The following is an 18,007-nucleotide window of genomic DNA, read 5'->3' on the forward strand; positions in this document are numbered from 1 at the left end:
CGTTGTAGTTGGTATCGCTCAACTGAGCGCTCAAGACTAGCGCAGTCACGGGCTCGCGCAGTCGCGCACGAGACACGCTAGGGTCGTCCGAATGTCGCCTAACTTGCGCCCCTCACGTCGACGCGCTGCCTGCGTGGCTATTGCGGCAGCAGGTTTTCTGCTGACAATGAGTGCGTTGGCGCCAACCTATGCCAAGGGCCAGCTGGTGAAGATTCCGTTGAGCATCGATGCGGCAACAGTGTCGACGGGTACTGCAGTATTGCTGGATGCTGCGGCGTTAGCCAAGGGCAAATTGGTTGTGGACAGCAATGTTCCGATCACGGTCCAGCAGCGCGTCACTGCCGAAGATCCGTCGGGATCCGACGTGGTGACCCTGCAGTCGGCGGTTCAGATGGTGCGGGATGATCGGGTCGGTTCGGCAGCAATTGTGAATGCAAGCATCGATCGTTCCACCGTCGACAGGATCTCGGCGATGCCGGTCGAGGAGCCGATCGGCTCGATCCAGACCGTGATGGACAAACCGGCGGAAGTCGTTGCCCATGAGGGACTTCAATTCAAATTTCCGTTCGACACACAGAAACGAACGTATCCGTATTTCGACTCGACACTGCGGGACAGCTATGACGCGAACTTCATCGCGGAGGGTGAAGTTGAAGGCGTTGACGTCTACAACTTCCGTCAGGAAATCGCACCTGTGGCGATTGGTACGGAGATCACATTGCCCGCCTCGAACTGGGGGAAACCAGGAACGATCCCAGTCACCATGAAACGTTTCTACGGCATCACGCGCGAACTGTCCGTCGAGCCCATTTCCGGCGCCATAATTCAAGTGCAGCAACACTATAGGCAATATTTTGCGACATCCGCTTCAGCCCCTGAAACCATCACGATCATCGATGTAGCCCCCAAGCTCGATTCCCAGACGCAGCACGAACAGATCGAACGAGCAGTCATGTACAGAGACCAAATCCGGTGGGGTACGGACTACGGACCGGCAATCGGGGGCCTGGTCGGACTACTGCTTCTTCTTGGTGGGATATATCTCGGATGGATATCGACGAGACCCGGACCACAATCTCTGATAGTCCAAAATGGGAAGTCCGGCGATCTTGTGGCTCTATAGGTGCCGGAACTGATCGCGCCGGACCGCACTTTCGCTGTTATTGAGAGCTGCAATCGACATGCATGGCGAGGTTGACCTTTTCGGCTGATTTGATCACCCAGTGTGGGGGTGTTCGCTCGTTGAGTTGGATTTCTACGTCACCTGTTTGGGGGACGTCCCAGGTCACGCCCGATAGATACTGTTTGTTGCTGCCGAACTTGTTGTTCCATTCGATGTCGTAGTCGAGTGAGCTTTGTGGGGTGGTGAATTCTTGCCCGGCGTAGTTCAGTTGGGGGTTTTCGATGGTGACGGTTTGGGATCCGTGGGTGAGGACTGCATGCCAGCCGTTGGGTGCGGTGATGTCGACGGTGAGGTTGTTGCCTTCGCCTATGCACTGTGCTTGGACCTGGTTGGCGGCTGGGAGTGTGATTTTGTCGTTGGCTTGCTGGTCGCCGACTCCGATTACCAGGTTTCCTCGCCAGGAGGAGGTTTCAGCTGGTGTGACGGTGCCGGCGCGGCCGTTGCTTGCGCTGGTGGTGGAGTTTCCGCCGTTGTCGTCGGTGGGTGTCGAGTCCGAGCATGCGGTCAGGATCAGTGGTGCGGCAAGGATCCCGGTGACTGCTATGGCGGTGGTGGTGCGCTTCATGTGTGTTCCCCTCCAATGTGGGTTCGCGGGCCTCTTCGGGTCAGTTGTCCCTGAAACCGTGTGTGCCTGTGTCTCGTTCGGCGCCCTGTTGGTTGTTACGAACCTAGTCGATCGGTGCGAATCCTCTGTCGTGCAGTCACGGTGGGGAGTGGTGGTCAGTAGTGGATGGTGTCGAGGAGCCACTGCTCACCACCTTTGGTGAGGGTCACCCAGACCGTGGTATCGGGTGTGACAGTGCTGGTTTCGTTTTCGGTGATGGCGGTTTGGTGGATGCTGGCGACTCGGTGGATGAGGGTGTCGGTGTCGGGTGGGCAGCCGGAGCATCCCAGGGTGACGTCGGCGACCACTTTGGCGTTGTCGGAGGCCCATTGGCTCCATTGCGCTCCTGGTCCTCGTTCGGTGTGCGTGTCGACGAGCAGGGTCTGTGCCAGGGTGTCGGTGAACCATTCCCGGGCGCGCATGTATCCGTCGGTGGGGCTGCGGTCCGTTGCCGGGTACCAGGTGGACGCCACTGATAGTGCCTGGCGAGCAGTGTTTTCGGCTCTCTCCGTATCCGGATCTTCGGTGATGTCGATTGTGGTCGGAGCCGGCGAAGTCGAGATAGTCGGCGGCGCCGGTGTTGGGGCGGTGTGTTCGGCTGTCGCGGTTTCCGTCTCGTTGCCCCGGCCGGAGGTGAAGTACACCAGTCCCCCGACGAGGACGACAGCGACGGCGAGCAGAACCAGCTTGCGTGCGTTGCTCACAGAACCCTCCTGGCTTTCATGTCGCTCTGCAGTGGAGCTTGTTTGACGACGTCCCCCGTGGTGGGGGCGTGAATCATCTGGCCTCCGCCGGTCGCGATGCCGACGTGCCCGGGACCTGTTCCGGCCCACGAACCGAACACCAGATCCCCTGCTTGTGCTTGGTCGATCGGGATCTCGACTCCGACCTTCCACTGCTGTTCGGATGTCCGGGGCAGGGTGATCTTGTTTCCAGTTCCCGTGTAGATGGCGTAACTGGTCAGTCCGGAGCAGTCGAATCCACCGCCGGTGGTGCCGTTGATGTTGCCGCCGCCCCACACGTACGGGGTGCCGAGGAATTGGCGGGCAGCTTCGACGACCTGCGATCCGGATGCCGACCCGGGCGAGACCACGAGTTCGCCGCTACCGCCGGGGGACGCGAACTCTGCTTCGTATGCAAGGACTTTCGCGACGTAGGGCTGTGTCTGGGTGGTGTAGTCGCCGCCGCTGGGCATTCCTCCGGCATTCTTCACCGCGCCTTCGCCCGCGTTGTAGGAAGCGATGTAGAGCGATTTGGGATCGCCTTTGACTGATCCGTCGGTGATCCATCCGTCGATCTGGGCCGCGATGGCGCAGAAGTATCGGCCTTGAGCCATGATCGCATCCCCGTCGTCCCAGATCGAGATCTTGCCGTTGCCGTCGTCGTCCTGGCCGTAAGAAGCAAATGTTCCCGGCATGAACTGCGTGATACCTTGCGCTCCGCTGCCGGAGGTCAGGCCACGGACCAGGCCGGATTCTGCTTTCGCATCTGCCGCCAGCAGCGAGGGCTTGATCTGGGGGCAGATCGATCCGGCTTTGCGGAACCACGGTTCCATTTCCGGAGGAACGGAACCGGCTTTGAGATCGCCGCCACCTGCCACGCCGAAGCCGCCGCAGTCGATCGACGATGACGAGGCGGCCAGCTCGATGGCAGGAGAATCACTGCCCGCTTCGCCGGCGGGGGAGGGCACTCCGCCGAGCTTGGTCATCGGATCGACGGCGGTTCCGCCCTGCAGTCGTCCCCCGTCCCAGTATTCGAAATGCAAGTGTGCGCCGGTGGATTGGCCGTTGTTTCCGATGTTCGCGATGTGGTCACCGGCCTTGACCTGTTGGCCTTCTTTGACGAGGACACCGTCGTCGAACATGTGGCCGTAGACGGTGCTCACGGGTTTGCCGTCGACGAGCGAGTCGAGCACGATCCAGTTGCCGAACCCGGATGCAGGCCCGGCCTTGACCGCAACACCGTCGAGCGCCGCGTAGATCGGTGTCCCGACGGGGCCGGCGAAGTCGACGCCTTTGTGTTCGGTTCCCCAGCGAGGCCCGAACGGGGACGTGAACGTCGTCGTTCCGTTCTTGGTTGGCTGGGTGATCGGCCCCGATGCTTTCAGTTCGGTGTTGCCGGTCGCCGAGGTGGCTTTGTCGTCTCCCTCACTCGACGAGTCTCCGCCGCAACGGTTGTGGGGGATCACCGGCTGCTGCGTGCATCCGGACAGCCCCAGGATCGCAGCGGTGGCAGCGGTGACGATCAGGGCGGCCACCGCTCCACGGCGGCGACTCACAGCGTTCCCGGGAGCGGTGTGTCGAGGTCGGGGATCGGGATGGGCCCAGGGACAGGAACAGGGGCCGGCTCGAGGTCCGCCGAGGGAACAGCGGCCGAGCTGGTCGATGTCGGAGTCGTGGTCGAGGTAGTGCTCGGCGAGGTCGTCGATGTCGGAGCTGTGGTGGTTGTGGGAGCTTCCGAGGTCGGTGGGCTCGCGAGGGAAGGTGCGCCGAGTTTGTCGATCTCGCTGCGGTCCAGGGTGGGCAGCGGCGTCTGGACCTGCCATGTCGAACCCTTGTCGGTGCCCGATACTTTGAGCGTGATCCGCAGATGTCCGGCCTGCGTCGGGACGATGACCTGCACGGCGCTCTCGCCGCCGGTGCCGGCCACGATCTCACTGCGCGTCGGGCCGGTGATCGCGACCGGTACGAGCGGGCGGGCATTGACCACAGTCACTCCGGGCGCTTCTGCGGTGTGCACGCCCAGCTTGGTCTTCCATTCGCTGTTCGAGAGTGACTGATCGACGTAGACGTGCGCGTAGGCCATCGCTGTCGCCGGTGCGCTCTCGGCAACCGAAGCGATCGACTTGCCTGCAATGGAGGATTCGGTCACTTCGATCAACTCGTAGCTCAGATCACCCGGCGTCGCGGACGCTGCTCCTGTCGTTGATGCGGTGGAGGCTGGGGTCTTCGAGGCAGTGTTCGACGGGGTCGGGGACTGGCCGAACACTGCTCCCGCCACGAACAGCACACCGAACGCAGAGACGATCGTGATCGTCAGGTTGGTGCGCGAGTACAGCACCCACCGTCGGATCGGTGCGAGTACGGGATTGGCTGCGCTGGAAGACATCAGCTGAACCTGTCGGTCGAATCGGGCGAAGTACCTGCTGAGGTCAACGACGGTGTCCACAGTCGGGCGGTGGACCGCGGAGGCGTCGACGCGTTCGAGCGCGTCGCACCCGAACGGGGTGTCGTAGACCCGGTGGAGTCATCCCGCGAGGGCGGGGTGAACACTTTCATCGGCGCGATACTCGACCGCGGGCCTCCGTCCCATGTCTCACTCACCGACGAAGAGCGGCGCGGTGAACCGGCTTCGGTTCCGACCAACTGGCGAGCGAGTGCCTGGCCTCGATTGGCGGCGGTACCTGCGGTTTGCGGCCGATCGGCGACGGGACGTTTGAGGCCCGTAGAACTCTTCGCGTTAGCGGCGAGGCTTTGGCGGCGCACGTCGTTCTTGCGTGAATCCGTCAGACGCTGTTGACGATCCATCGTCTTACGCGCGTCGACGCGCGATTTGTCGACCTCGTGGCGACGTCGCTGATTCAACTCGCGTCCTTCCGGACGCACTGGTGTCACTGAATCCTTGTCGAGGTCACCACCGCGTTTGGTCGCCTTCCGAAGCGCGCCGACACCTTCCTCGACCATCGACGCCGCGGGACCGCCCACGACGGCGCTGCCTGCCTTGAAGAACTTTTGCTTCATCGACGTCTGCGCGTGACGAGCCTTGCGATTGAGTGCGCCCGCCTGGTTCTGGGTGAAGGTCTGAGTCATGCGCTTGAACGGACGCATAATGAACCAGCACACCGCAGTCAAGATGACCATGAACCACAGCCGCCACGTGCCGTCGACGAGACCGTTGTCGGTGTCGTACAGCTTGACCAGCGCCATCAGATACAGCGCAATGATAACTGCTCCGGCCACGCCCCACATGTAGGCGGTGGCGATCATGCGGCACACGCGAGAGAGGGTGCCGCCGTGTGCGGCGGCGATCGGAACCCAGATCGGTGCGAAGAGAATTGCGAGTCGAATGGCCAGTAGCGCAGTGAGTTTGAGGATGGATGCGCCGATCCAGAGGATGGAGGGCATGGCGAGTTTGATCATCGCCATGAACCCTGTGCCGGTGCGTCCGGAGTCCTTGCCCTGGAATTGGCCGTACGAGAGGTTCAATCCGTCGAGTTTGTCGATGATCTCGTCGTTGAACTTGGCTGCTTTGTCTTCGGCGAGCTTGCTCGCGGCTTCGTTGTCGCCGGCCACTTCTCGCTGCTCCGCGTACGAAAATGCGAGGGTGTCGCGGAGCTTCGGTCCGAGTTGCAGGTCCTTGTCGTTGAAATTCGTGCCGAACCATCCCTTGCGCCAGTCGTCGAGGAAGACCTTGTCGATCAGCACATTGCGGGGGTCTCCGGTGTTTCCGGACACGGACAGCATCTGGCCTTGTGTGTCGGTGATGACCGATCCGAAGGTGTCGTCGGCGACCTGGATGGCTTTTTGCGGTGCGCCGACGAACAGTGCTCCGATGGCCATTGCAGCGCCGGCGATCGCGACGGTGCGGGTCACGGCCGCGGCGTTTGATTTGAGGGCGTTCCAGATGATGATCGTGGCGACCACCATCAATGCCACGCCCAGCCACGTTCCGTAGACGCCGAGCATTCCGTTGGAGATCGAGGCGACGATCTGGTCGAACTGCACCATGGCCGGGGCGATCCCGGCCTCTTCGGCAGCTGCTCCGGTCTTCGTCTGGTCGTCGAGCCAGAACGCGGCAGCTGCGAATCCCTTGCCGATTGCGAGGAATGTGTTGCCCAGGGTGGTGTCCGCGACAGCGTCGGGTGCGCGGACCAGGTCGTTGCCGCAGCCGAGGTCGTAGGTGTACCAGCGTAATCCGGCCCACCCGTAGGTTTCGTAGCCGGTGCCGCTCGGTTTCGGTTCGCGGTCTTTGCTTGAGGAATCGAACTCGGCTGCCATGACCGAGTTCGGGAACTCGGGGGAGGGGACGTCTTTGCAGTCGAATCCGCCGGCAGATGCGATTGGCCCACCTGGGGCGACGAGGGGCACCAGCACCAGCGCTAGAACGGCGAGAACCCGCGCCAGATTGACGGTCAGCGCCCGAACGCGCGATCGATGGGGGATTGCGCCATTCAGCTCTGCCGAGGGCGCTCTGAGCCCTCCGCGGGTATTCATGCGGCGCCGCCGAGCGCGTTCTTCGCCGACGAAGAATTCAGCGCCGCGAACACATGCGCGAGATGCACATAGTGAATCCAGCTCGAACGCACCAGCTCCACGTCGTCAGCCATCCGGATCATCCAGCGCCGCGCTTCGTCCTGATACGAGGTGTCGGTGTCCTCGTCGAGAGTGTCCTCGCCGCCGCTGCCCAGTTCAGCGAGGAACTGCTCGAACCCTTGCCCGGCGGGAAGTTTGAGCAATTTCAGGGCACCTTCGATTGCATGCGGATCACCGCCGACGTCGCCGACGAACACCTCGTAGGTCAGGGCGGTCTTGTCGTCGCTGCCGTCCAATCCGAGGAAATCATCCGGAAGCTGCGAGCAGACCAGGGCACGGACCTTGAATTTGCGTGAGTCGCGCGCGATTCGGAGGTTGAGGGTGCGGCCTGCGCCAGTGGATTCGAGGTATTTGTTTTCGTCGAGAAAGAGCACCTTGCGCACGTGGCGAGGCTTTTCGTAGACGAGCCTGTTCGCCAGCCACGCGGCCATGTGCATCAACGGCGCCGTCATCCGTTGCTGCGGTGTCCACTGCGAGGACGGCGTGCCTTCGGGCGGTAGCTGCAGGCCCGGCATCGTCAAGATCGTCAGACGGATGTCGGCATCGAACGCATCCGCTCCACTGCCGATCGTGCCCTCCTCCGGGAACAGCACACGCGCCTCGGTCAGTTCCGACATCAAACTGAGCTGCTGGTACAACCCGTTCGCGCACGTTTTGACGGCCTGGTCCGGATCGCTCACTCCGATCGATTGGATCGCGGCCAACACTTCTCGGAGGTTGTGGTTGCTGTCGCCGCCGACCAGGTTCGCGGCCATGTGCAGCACGGGTTCGGTGTGTTCGAGATGCAGATGCCGTTCGGTGAGCATCATTTTGAGCACCGAGACGGCGACCTCGACACGCTCGGCGGCAGCTGCACGCATATCCGCATCGAACTTCGACTGCGCCGCCGCGAACGGATCTGCATCCCGGGCGAACTCGACGTTGCGGGCGTCGTACTCGGGATCGTCACGACGTGGATCGGTGATCACGCGGTACGGGTTCAAGGCGCCAGCGCGTGAATCGCGACCGGTGAGGGCGTAGACGCGGGCGATGTCGCGAAACTCCGGTAGTCCGGCCAACGCTGCGAGTGGACCGGAGGGGTCGAGGACGACGCCGTACGCGCCGGCTCTCACGGCTTGGTAGACGATCATGCCTGCCAGGAACGTCTTACCCGAACCGGGTACGGCGACGATCGGTGTCAGCCCGGACTTGTGCTTGATCTCGTGCGCGGCGAACAGGTCCCAGATCACCGGGCGCGGCGAGATGGATCCGGTCTCGCCCAGGACGACACCCCGGCGGTCACCGATCCGGTCACTGACGGTCGCCATCCCGGCGGCGACTGCTTCGACATCCATGTGCCGTTTGTTGGCGATGTTGGCTTGCGGCTCACCGGGTATGAACTCGCGCAGCAACTGGTATTGGCCGTGCTCTTGTTCGAGCGAGATGTGCGGGGAGTACATCTCCTGCAGATCGGAGACTTTCTGCCGCGCATCGTCGGGGTCGGTGCCGACCACCGCAAGGCGGTACCACCCGGTGGTTCGAGTAGAGAGTCCGGAATGGTCTTCCTCGACGTCGGAGATCACGTCCTGTGCGCGGGCGTGCTGCTCCGCCAACTCTTTCGGCGGGACCTGATCGTGTTCGACGGTGTAGTGGTCGAACTGCGATTCGATCTTGCCGGTCAGCGAGCGCATGGTGCGGATCGTTTTCGCTTTGTCGTGCAGCTCGATGCGATCGGACCATTCGAGAGGTTCACCGGACGGATCGCCGATGATCTGCCACGGCAACATCCGTTCCGGAATCGGTAGGGGAGCCATGCGGCCGATCGTCAGCACGATCACCACGCCGGTGTACTTGCGGCCGTCGACGACGCCGGACACGGTGGTGTACCCGTCGCCTGGGGTGAGGGAGAGGTCGGTGAGATCTTCCAGGGCAGCGACGTCGGTTTCTTCCCAATCTCCGGCGCCGGCGATCGCACCGCCAGCTTCCAGCGGTAGACCGATGGTCGCTGATCGGCGCAGCAAGTAGTCGATCGCGGCCGGGGTGGCCGGGGTTGCTTTCACGCCGCGGCCGGACATGATTCGTTCGAGTGTGGCGAGGTGATCGGCAAGGGCCTTCTGCTCCCGGTCGAAGGCGTCGTCGGCCCAGCTGTTCACCCAGGTGCACACTCTGCCCAGCAGTGGCCAGTGAGCGAGGTGGCGCAGCATCCGGGCGGTCCAGTCCAACCCCTGGCCGAGTGAGGAGCGTTGCGGCAGTTCGATACCCCAGTAGCGGCCTTTGATCGTCGCGTTGGACCACAACATCGCATGCTGCTGCCCGCGCAGGTAGTCCGCCCATGACAGTGCGCCGGGAACATCGGGAATAGGGGTGGCCCACGTGTCGTGATCGACCGCCCACTGCGCGACGGGGAACGGGGTGCGCACCAGGCGGCGATGCACCTTGCTGACGCCGGCCTTCTGCAGATTGGTCAGGATGATCGCTTCGTCCTGGATGAAGCGGCGCTGCTTTCCGGTGGTGCGGAAATTCCACGGCCCCTGGCGTTGGACGAACCATGCGGTGGACGTGGTCGCGGTGCGGGTGATGTTCGCTGATGTGCCGGTCAGTTTCAGCCGTACCGCTTTTCGTTCGCGGTCGGCACGTTTCTTCGCTGCGGCCTTGTCCCGATCTGTCGCCGACTTCGCACGCTTCTTGCCTGTGCGGCGACGCTGACGACCGAGCACTTTGTCTGCGACGTGGTCCGGATCGGTTGCAGGGGAGGTGTGGCCGTCGGGGTCGTCCTCGCCGTGGTCGTAGTCAGAACCATCCGGAGCGTGTGCGGGTTCGGCTTCCGACCACGCACGCGCCGGTTGCGGAGCATGCGACTGCACTGCTGCCCACGACGGAGGGAGGGCACCGGGAGGAATGACCGGAACCGGGTCGTCGAGCTTCGGATCGAACAGAGCCGCAATGTCGTTCTCGGGAACGGTCATCGGTGATCCTCACCGTCGAGGCGAACAGGTACGACGGCACGTTCTCCTGTAGTCAACCGCTCGGGTAGCGAGATGAACACGGGTGTACCGCGCTTCGGTGGGCGCGGCGCAACGAGGTCGTTGAGGGCGGCCTTGAGAACCGACCGCAGTGGGCGGTCCGGGGTGACGAACTTCGCGATCCGGGTCGTAAGCCACACCGTGATCACGGCCATCACCATCAGAGATTTGAACCCGAGCGGGACGTGCAGAATTCCGCGACCGATCACGAACACCACCACGAAAGCAACCACGCCGACGATGCCGGCCGTGTAGCGGATCCGCACGGGCAGTGGATAACCGGTCGGACCGAGGTAGTGCCGGTCCACGCGGTACATCAGGTCGTCGTTGTCGATCACCGGGCATCCCCTTCGAATGTTCTCTGCGCAGGCATCAGCGGTTAGGTCGAGATACCGACGAGCCCGAGAATCCAATTGCCGATCCCTGTGGCCGCCGATTCCGATGTCGCGATACCGAGGTAGGCAAGCCCGAACAACCCGAGTCCGCCGACGGTGAAGACCCGCGACAAATTGCCCTTGAGCCCGCCGACGAGAACCACACACGCGAGGGCGATGAGGATGGTGAAGACGATGTTGTCCTTGATCCACGCGCGCAGACCACCGGTATTGACGTCCGTCGACTGCGCGAGGGTCACCGCGTCTGCGGCGAGCGGTGGATGCGTCGGCGGGATCGACACGTCGATCACGGTGGAAGTAAGAGAAAACATGAGCACTCTCCAACACAGTGGTGTAACCAGACCCCACGAATGTGGTTGCGCGGAAACGTAGAAGAGTGGTGGTAGGAATTTCAATGCGACCTGTGGATAACTTTTCGGCTCCGCGGTTGGCGGGTTTGTCGATCAGCGTTGGCACGTGTCGTCGTGCGGGGTGTGTGTTCGGTGTCGCGATTCGCCCTGTCAGGGATCTCTCGGCGCTTGCGGGGAACGACCTCGAATGCAGGGGGAGCGCGGCCACGGAACGGTCTTCGCTGCGGGTGTCCGCGGGAGACTTCCCAGACCTCGACGGGAGCGTTCCTTCAGCGGAGCGACAGAGAGCTGCGAATGGGCATGGTCGAAGGACCCGCCGCAGACCGTGGCGGTCGACTCATGTCTCCCTCGTTGTGCTTCGTGGTTTTCGTCCGCCTGAAGAACCTGGCGCAGAACCTTTTTCGGAACGTGTCCGTCAGCTGTGCGGGTGACCCCTGCTGGAGCTTGCTCAATGCACGCGTGCCGTGGTCATGATCTGACGTTCGAAGAACAGTTCGTCTCCACCGCCTGCGTGGTGTGCATGCTCTGCACGCAAAGCGTGTTCAGCACGCACGCGTGGCAGGCTGCGCACCCTGTGCTCGAACAGTCCCGCATCGGGGGTGCCTGCAGAGGGTGCGGACGGGGGTGAAATTCAGGGGCCCGATTCACCCTTCCCCTTTGGGGTCACTCCCCCGGCCCTTCGGGCCTAGGGGGAGTGTACTTGTCAAAATTGCTTCGCGCCAACATATTTCAATCAACTGCTGGTCAGGGTTCTGTGCGGAGTATCGCCGGATCTTCCTGGCGTGACGCCTGCCACGGTTTCGTCCACACCGCTCTCGGCTGTTCGAGCACCGGGTTCCGTGCCCACGAAGCGAGGCGTTCGAGAGCCCTGCAGGGGTCCGCGAACAGTGACGCAGGAAGGCGAAAACACCCGAGATATACATCGTCATCGGGCCCGTGCCGTAGGGGGTCGAACAGGTCCTCACGCGGTGTATCAGCCATGCCGTCGCGCCGTCTTAGGCCGGTAATGCGCAGCGCCACAACCAGAACCGGCCGCGGGTAGGGGAGCGGGGTGTTTATCGTGCCCCGGTATCGCACTTCGGGGCACGTGACGCGCGCTCCAGCCATGCACCCGCGAAAGAAGTTATCCACAGGCGGGTTGAGATCGCTTCCCGCGCTCTGTGACAGTGCACCCCACACGCCCCGGCGATGACCGTCGTGGACTGGATTCGAGTGAGAGGAGTAGGCGGTGAGCAGAAGCCAGCAGGACCCGCTCAAAGACTTTCTCGTCGACCTCTTCGGCTCCGACAAACCCCACGCGCGAACAAGCGGTGCGGGGGAGCTCGCCATCCGCCCGTACAAGGCGTGGGCGCCTTTCGCCGTCATCGCAACAACACTCGCGTTTTTCGCGCCGCGGCTCCTCGAACTCGCCGAACAATTCTCGACCCCTCAGCTCGATAATGCAGTCTCCGCAGTCCACGAGTATCGGTGGCCACTGGCCGCCCTCACTGTCTGCCTGCTTGCCTGCGATTTCGCACGGTTCCTCACCCACCGTCACCGCGCCGGACTCGACGCCCAAATCCGGCAAAGCACCCGCCACGCCCCGATCAAAATCATTGTCGGATACCCGCCCGGCATCACCACCCTGCGCAGCGCCACCATCACGCTTGCGCGCGGCGCCATCATCCGTCCGAAAGAGCTCGACGAATTCACCGCCGCAGTAAGGGCTTCCGCGAGCAGGCGCACCAGCAAATGGACCTACACCGTCGTCCACGACGCCCACCGCGACCGAATCCGCATTACCCGCACGCTGACTCAACCCGACCTCCGATCACCGCGGCACAAAGCGCTGGCGAACTCCCTCAAAGACGGACCGCTGAAAGAGTCTGCCGTGAGCGTCGCCTCGCTCGACGGCGACGTCGAAACCGCCTTCAAGATCACCTTCACGCCCACCCTCTCCAGCGGTGCACGCGGATTCCAGAAGAAGGTCGATGAAGCCCTCGCAGCCCTCGCCGGCGAGCACGAATCCGGCCGGACCTGGGCCATCGACTGGTTTCCCTCCGAGGGCTACCTCCTGATGAGCCTGCGCGCCCCACTACCCACCCGCGTCGATCACCCCCTCGAACTCGTCGACGAGAACCTGCGCCACCTGCCCTACGCGACGGCAGCATCGGAGGTGAACATGTTCTGGGACATCTCCACCAAGTCGAACAAACCTCACTGCCTGATCGTCGGACCCACCGGCGGCGGCAAGACATCGGTGATCCGCACCCTGCTCACCGAAGCCTCGCGACGAGGAATCCCGTTCCTGGGCGTCGACCCGAAAATGATCGAACTCGACGGACTCGAGGGCTACCCCGGGTGCGCCGCCATCGTCTACGACGCCGTCCGCTCCGCGATGCTCGTGCGTGCCCTGCACAGCGAAATGATGGCCCGCAACCACTACGTCCATGTGAAGAAGATCGAGCCGTCCCAACTTCCGCTGCTGATCGCCGTCCTCGACGAGTTCTTCATTCTTTCCGGCAAATGGCAGCGCCTCGCCAAGACCGGTGACGACGAAACCCGCGATCTCCTCAAAGAACTCGACCCACTGGGCGCGTGGGCCGATCTCGCTGTCCTTGCCCGCTCGGCCGGTATCCGACTCCTGCTCGGTGTGCAACGGCCCGACGCGTCCCTCTTCGGCGGCGCCTCGGGTAACGCGCGCGACAACTTCGGCACCCGTATCTCTCTCGGCAACCTCTCGCAGGACGGCGCGATGATGCTGTGGGGCGACTCGCAGATCGGCCGCGAGATCGACACCTCCGTCCCGGGCCGCGGAGTCGCCCTCGGCGATGACGGGGTGCCCGTCGATGCGCAGATGTGGTGGACACCGAACGTCGACCCGCACCCCAACAAATGGAACCAACTCTCGGACTCGGAGAAGAAGATCATCGAAGGGCTACGGCCCCAGCAGGAACCGCACATCGCGTTCTACTCGACCGAACTGCGCCACTTCATCGAATCCGAGCGCTCCGTAGCCACAGCGGCCCGCGCCTACGGTCGAGCTCCCGAGCCCACCGTTCTCGGCCACCACGACGACACGCCTCCCGCCGACCCGGGGGATGACTTCGCCGATGCGATACCCGCTTCCGCGGTCACCGAAGGAATGGCCGTCCTCGTCGACGACGGCCGCGGCAAGGAACACCCGGCGACCGTCGCCGCGGTCACCGTCATCCGAGACAAAGACAGCGGCGCCGTCACCGAAACCACCCTGACCTTCCACGGCGCCGGACGGGTCAAGAACCACATCACGTACGGACCACATGAAGTCGTCCTGCTCCCCGAACCTGACACCACCGCACCCGAGACCTGACCCCGCGACTCGACTTCGCTGACACACCTGCACAACCCTCATCCGAAAGGTCCATCCATGAGCCGCCGCATCTCCCAATCGATCACCCCCACCGCCGACGACATCACTGTGCTGCGCAACCCTTTCGCAGCCCCCAAAGGTGGCGGCGACCCCGTCATCACCGAACTCCGCCGTGTCCTCAAAAATGCGATCCCCACGTGGCTGCCGAAACTCAGCGAAGACCAGGAACTGACCGCTCCGCGCCTCGACGAAATCAAAAGAGCCGTCGCCACCCGCCGCCAGATCATCGAAGTACTCCCCGACGGCAAAGCCCGCGACGACGCTCTGGCCGCCCTCGACAAGGCCGACACCATCGTCCTCGAAATGGACACCGAACTCTCCGGCGTCGGAGCCTTCACCGGAACCACCGCGTGATGGTGACCCTTGCCATCGAAATCACCTCCGAGCGAACCGCACTCGTGAGCGGGGCAGGGGACGAGAAGGTGGAACTGTCCGCCGAGAACGGGCAGTCGATCCACGCGGTGATCGCACAGTTCAGCCGACAGCACTCCGCCGACGCAGGCTCACCCGTCGAGGTCACCGTGCAGGAAGCAGGCCGCTCCCGCCAACTCACCGTCGCACCGGACGGGAAGGTGGCGCAATCGCTACCCACCGGACCCATCCCCGCGCCCGCCGACACACCACCGACGCAGCCGGATCATCATGTCGACGAACCGGTCACGATGGCAGTAACACCCCTCGGCGACTCACCGCCACCCGTGGGAGCCGACACCCATGCCCGGCCAGTCCCCGCGGCGCGCACACCGACCTCGACATCAGTGCTCGCAGCACCCGAGATCGCGGCCGGCTCGCACCAACCCGCCCGCACCGGACTACGCGGTCGACTCAACACCCTCCTCAACCTACGCATCGCCCCGAAGCCCGAGTCCGCCGAAATGCGCCACCGCGCCGCCATCGCATCCCTCACCGGCCCACTCTCGGGGTTCTCGATCGTGACCATCGCCAACCCGAAAGGCGGTGTCGGCAAAACCCCACTCGCGGTGGGGCTGAACGCGATCATCGCTGAACACCGCGGCGCCGCAACCACGGTCTGCGTCGACGTCGCCGACGTCGGCGGCAGCCTCGCCGACCGCGTCAGCATCCCACCCCGCGACGGACACGACGTGCGCTCACTGATCGCCGCCGAGGCAGCCGCGTCCGGCAGCATCAGACCCTCGGCGCTCTCGCAGTACCTCACCCGCCAACCGAGCGGGGACGACATCGTCGCCGGCAACAACGGCGCCCACGGGTCCAGTCTCGGCTACGACGACGCCCACGCGGCGGCACAGATCTTGTCCCAGCACCGCGAGATCCTCATCGCCGACACCGGAAACAACCGCCTCGCCGGCAGCTGGCGCTGGGCAACCACCCGCGCGGACGTCCTCCTGGTGCCGGTCCCGCTCCGACGTGACGCTGCCGCAGCCGCGCACCGCATGCTTCTCGACCTCGCCGCGACCGCCGGTCCGGCGATGATGGCTCGCACCATCGTCGTCATCACCGACGGACCGGGAGATGCACCGATGGTCGAAATTGACGCTGTCGACGCCTTTCTCGACGCCGGCGTCCATTCGGTCGCCCGGATGCCGTTCGAGCCACTCTTCGCTTCCGGCGAGCGCATAGCGCCCTCGAAGCTCCGGCGCAGCACCACCGAAGCCCTGACCGTTGTTGCCTCGACGGTCATCGATCTCATCGCCCACGCCGCTGCCTGACCCTGTATTAGCCGGCGGCGCCCACCAGCACTCCTCCTGGCGCCAATCCGCACCCTTCCCAATGAAAGGCAACACATGAGCGTCGACACCACCGCAGGAAACCGAGCCGCCCGCCGCGCACATCGACATGGCCGACACCGCCGCCGCCCCCTCGCCCGCCAAAGCGCCATCGCCGTCATTGCTGCCGCGGCAGTGGCCGCCGGAATCACGCTCGCACCAACGGCACTCGCAGCGCCCGGGCAAGCCGGCATCGCCGACGGAGGAGGGCAAGCAGGCATCAACGACGGCGGCGGACAGTCCGGAGTGACCACCGAACCCACCCCACCGCCGGCCACAGAAACTCTAGCCCCGACCGAGCCCATCTACTGGATCGACCCACCCGCGCAATACCAGAACATCGACTACCAGCCGCTACCGAACTGGGACTACGACACCTACACCTACACACCACCCACCTACACCGACACCACACCGACCGACTACACCCAGCTCCATCTCCCCGGCCCCGTCGACGTCGTCGCACCGATCATCGCCCCCCGCGACACCCTCCGCATCGGAACCTTCCACATCGCACAACCGAACTGGGTCTCCGACGTCGACCTCGAACGGACCAACAACACCACCGCCATCATCGAATCCGGAGTCGCCACCGGCTGGAACTCCCTTGGTGTCCCGGTCGACAAAGCCAGCCGCGACGCCGCCACCCAAGTAGGAGGTGCCGCAGCCGGGGCACTCGCCGGAGGAATCGGCCTCGCGACGCCGTTCGCCATCGGAGGAGCGCTGATCGGCGGGACCGTCGGCGGAAACATCGGCCTCGGACTGGGCAACGTCTTCGTCCCCGGAATCGGCTGGGTAGCGGGCGGTCTCGCCGGAACCGCCGTCGGCGCCGGTACAGGCGCACTCCTCGCCGGCGCCCCCGCATTCGTTCTCGGTGGTCTGGGCGGAGGAATAGCAGGATTCACCGCAGCCGTTGCGTACGGCGCAGGTGAACTCGGTCAACCCGTCGAAATCGAGGTCCCCGACGTCGACCAACCCTCCGTCACCAGCCAGACCCAGGACACGCTCACCGACTGGGAGAACTCCGGCCCCATCGGCGAGACCGCGGCCACCACTGTCCGCGACACCGTCGCGACGGCCCCTGCAATCGACCACCAGGCCCGCGACTTCGTCGCCGGACAGCCCGGAGGCGAGCAGATCATCGAACACATCGACACCGCACTCACCGACTTCCTCACCAACGCCACCCCCGGCCTGGCGTCATCGCTGATCAGCGACGCAGTCGGAGCGGGTATTCCGGCGTAAAGCCCGCATGGACAGGTTCAGGACGGGCGGGAACGCGCCGCCCGTCCTGAACCTGTCCATGCGCCACTGCAGAACCAGGCACGAGCACCGAAAGGCGACAGCGATGACGAACACGACAAGGCACCCCGCAGTAGTCGACCTACTCGGTGGCACGCCCCACGGCGCAGGCGCGGACACAACAGTCACTGCACGCACACCTCCGACGTCGCCGAAGCGTCCGCGCACGAAGGATTCTCGATCGCCCCGTTTGCGCTACGTAGCTGCCCTGATTGTCGTGATCGCGCTGCTCGGTTGGTTCGTCCTGCGTCTCCTCTCCGGCAACGACGAGAGCACACAGGTAAGAATCGCCGACGAGACAGACACCTCGGAAACGGCACCTACCCTCGACGTCACCCCGCCCGCTCCCGCCGCTGCTGAAACCGATCCGACCGCATGCCGCACCGACCCTGGTGACCAGAAGAGCGGCGCCGGAGTCATCGCAGCGTTCGAGCACGCCTACTACGTCACCCGCTCCGGAACAGCCGTCCGTGAGCTCACCACCCCCGACACGTCCTTGCCCTCGAAGGAGAAGATTCAAGCCGGAATCGACACCGTCCCAACAGGAACCACCCACTGTGTGCGCATCACACCGATCTCGGCCGGTATCTACTCCGTCGCTCTCACCGAAATGCGTCCCGGCCAACCGCCTTCACAGTTCCCACAGACCATCACCGCCAAAGAATTCGACGGTCGCTGGTTCGTCGACGTCATCAACTGAAGCCGGCACCAGTTCCACACTCG

General features: G+C 64.0%; 14 protein-coding genes. 6 read left to right on the forward strand and 8 right to left on the reverse strand.

The genetic code is table 11. The annotated features are described in order from the left end of the window. Nucleotides 1-133 precede the first annotated feature (133 nt). Nucleotides 134-1,123 (forward strand): cell envelope lipid trafficking protein PgfA, encoded by a 990-nt coding sequence (gene pgfA / locus ABIE52_RS03015; RefSeq protein ID WP_192713629.1) that lies wholly within the window; start codon nucleotides 134-136, stop codon nucleotides 1,121-1,123. Between the two features lie 37 nt (nucleotides 1,124-1,160). On the opposite strand, the gene ABIE52_RS03020 is transcribed toward pgfA, so the two are convergent. The 8 genes from ABIE52_RS03020 to ABIE52_RS03055 form a co-directional block, all read right to left on the reverse strand. Beyond that, nucleotides 1,161-1,748 (reverse strand): hypothetical protein, encoded by a 588-nt coding sequence (locus ABIE52_RS03020; protein ID WP_192713630.1) that lies wholly within the window; start codon nucleotides 1,746-1,748, stop codon nucleotides 1,161-1,163. Nucleotides 1,749-1,903: 155 nt separating this feature from the next. Further along, complete coding sequence (locus tag ABIE52_RS03025) at nucleotides 1,904-2,491, reverse strand: hypothetical protein (protein ID WP_354541436.1); 588 nt, start codon at nucleotides 2,489-2,491, stop codon at nucleotides 1,904-1,906. Further along, the gene (locus ABIE52_RS03030; RefSeq protein WP_192713631.1) at nucleotides 2,488-4,065 is read right to left on the reverse strand and encodes a peptidoglycan DD-metalloendopeptidase family protein; all 1,578 of its coding nucleotides are present in this window, start codon (nucleotides 4,063-4,065) and stop codon (nucleotides 2,488-2,490) included. The genes ABIE52_RS03025 and ABIE52_RS03030 overlap by 4 nt, the downstream gene beginning before the upstream one ends. Further along, the gene (locus ABIE52_RS03035) at nucleotides 4,062-4,895 is read right to left on the reverse strand and encodes a hypothetical protein (protein WP_192713632.1); all 834 of its coding nucleotides are present in this window, start codon (nucleotides 4,893-4,895) and stop codon (nucleotides 4,062-4,064) included. The genes ABIE52_RS03030 and ABIE52_RS03035 overlap by 4 nt, the downstream gene beginning before the upstream one ends. Further along, nucleotides 4,895-7,000, reverse strand: a complete 2,106-nt coding sequence (locus tag ABIE52_RS03040; RefSeq protein WP_354541437.1) for a hypothetical protein — start codon at nucleotides 6,998-7,000, stop codon at nucleotides 4,895-4,897. Before ABIE52_RS03040 ends, ABIE52_RS03035 begins: the two co-directional genes overlap by 1 nt. Next, the gene (locus tag ABIE52_RS03045) at nucleotides 6,997-10,044 is read right to left on the reverse strand and encodes an ATP-binding protein (RefSeq protein WP_192713633.1); all 3,048 of its coding nucleotides are present in this window, start codon (nucleotides 10,042-10,044) and stop codon (nucleotides 6,997-6,999) included. The genes ABIE52_RS03040 and ABIE52_RS03045 overlap by 4 nt, the downstream gene beginning before the upstream one ends. Further along, complete coding sequence (locus tag ABIE52_RS03050; RefSeq protein WP_192713634.1) at nucleotides 10,041-10,439, reverse strand: hypothetical protein; 399 nt, start codon at nucleotides 10,437-10,439, stop codon at nucleotides 10,041-10,043. Before ABIE52_RS03050 ends, ABIE52_RS03045 begins: the two co-directional genes overlap by 4 nt. Before the next feature lie 41 nt (nucleotides 10,440-10,480). After that, nucleotides 10,481-10,807 carry a hypothetical protein gene (locus ABIE52_RS03055; protein WP_192713635.1) on the reverse strand — a complete coding sequence of 109 codons (327 nt, stop codon included), beginning with the start codon at nucleotides 10,805-10,807 and terminating at the stop codon, nucleotides 10,481-10,483. A 1,267-nt stretch (nucleotides 10,808-12,074) separates the two neighbouring features. On the opposite strand from ABIE52_RS03055, the gene ABIE52_RS03060 reads away from it, so the two are divergent. The 5 genes from ABIE52_RS03060 (at nucleotide 12,075) to ABIE52_RS03080 (ending at nucleotide 17,984) form a co-directional block, all read left to right on the forward strand. Further along, the gene (locus tag ABIE52_RS03060) at nucleotides 12,075-14,177 is read left to right on the forward strand and encodes an FtsK/SpoIIIE domain-containing protein (RefSeq protein ID WP_192713636.1); all 2,103 of its coding nucleotides are present in this window, start codon (nucleotides 12,075-12,077) and stop codon (nucleotides 14,175-14,177) included. 57 nt (nucleotides 14,178-14,234) lie between these two features. Further along, nucleotides 14,235-14,591, forward strand: coding sequence for a hypothetical protein (locus ABIE52_RS03065; protein WP_019749726.1), 357 nt, complete (start codon nucleotides 14,235-14,237; stop codon nucleotides 14,589-14,591). Then, nucleotides 14,591-15,925: a ParA family protein gene (locus ABIE52_RS03070; RefSeq protein ID WP_192713662.1), complete on the forward strand. Its 1,335-nt coding sequence runs from the start codon at nucleotides 14,591-14,593 to the stop codon at nucleotides 15,923-15,925. The genes ABIE52_RS03065 and ABIE52_RS03070 overlap by 1 nt, the downstream gene beginning before the upstream one ends. Nucleotides 15,926-16,000: 75 nt before the next feature. Next, entirely contained in the window at nucleotides 16,001-17,227 is a 1,227-nt protein-coding gene (locus ABIE52_RS03075; RefSeq protein ID WP_192713637.1) for an insoluble domain protein, read from the forward strand. 103 nt (nucleotides 17,228-17,330) lie between these two features. Continuing rightward, nucleotides 17,331-17,984 (forward strand): DUF8176 domain-containing protein, encoded by a 654-nt coding sequence (locus tag ABIE52_RS03080; RefSeq protein ID WP_192713638.1) that lies wholly within the window; start codon nucleotides 17,331-17,333, stop codon nucleotides 17,982-17,984. Nucleotides 17,985-18,007 lie beyond the last annotated feature (23 nt).

Source organism: Rhodococcus sp. OAS809 (genome assembly GCF_040546695.1).
GTDB lineage: Bacteria > Actinomycetota > Actinomycetes > Mycobacteriales > Mycobacteriaceae > Rhodococcus_F > Rhodococcus_F qingshengii.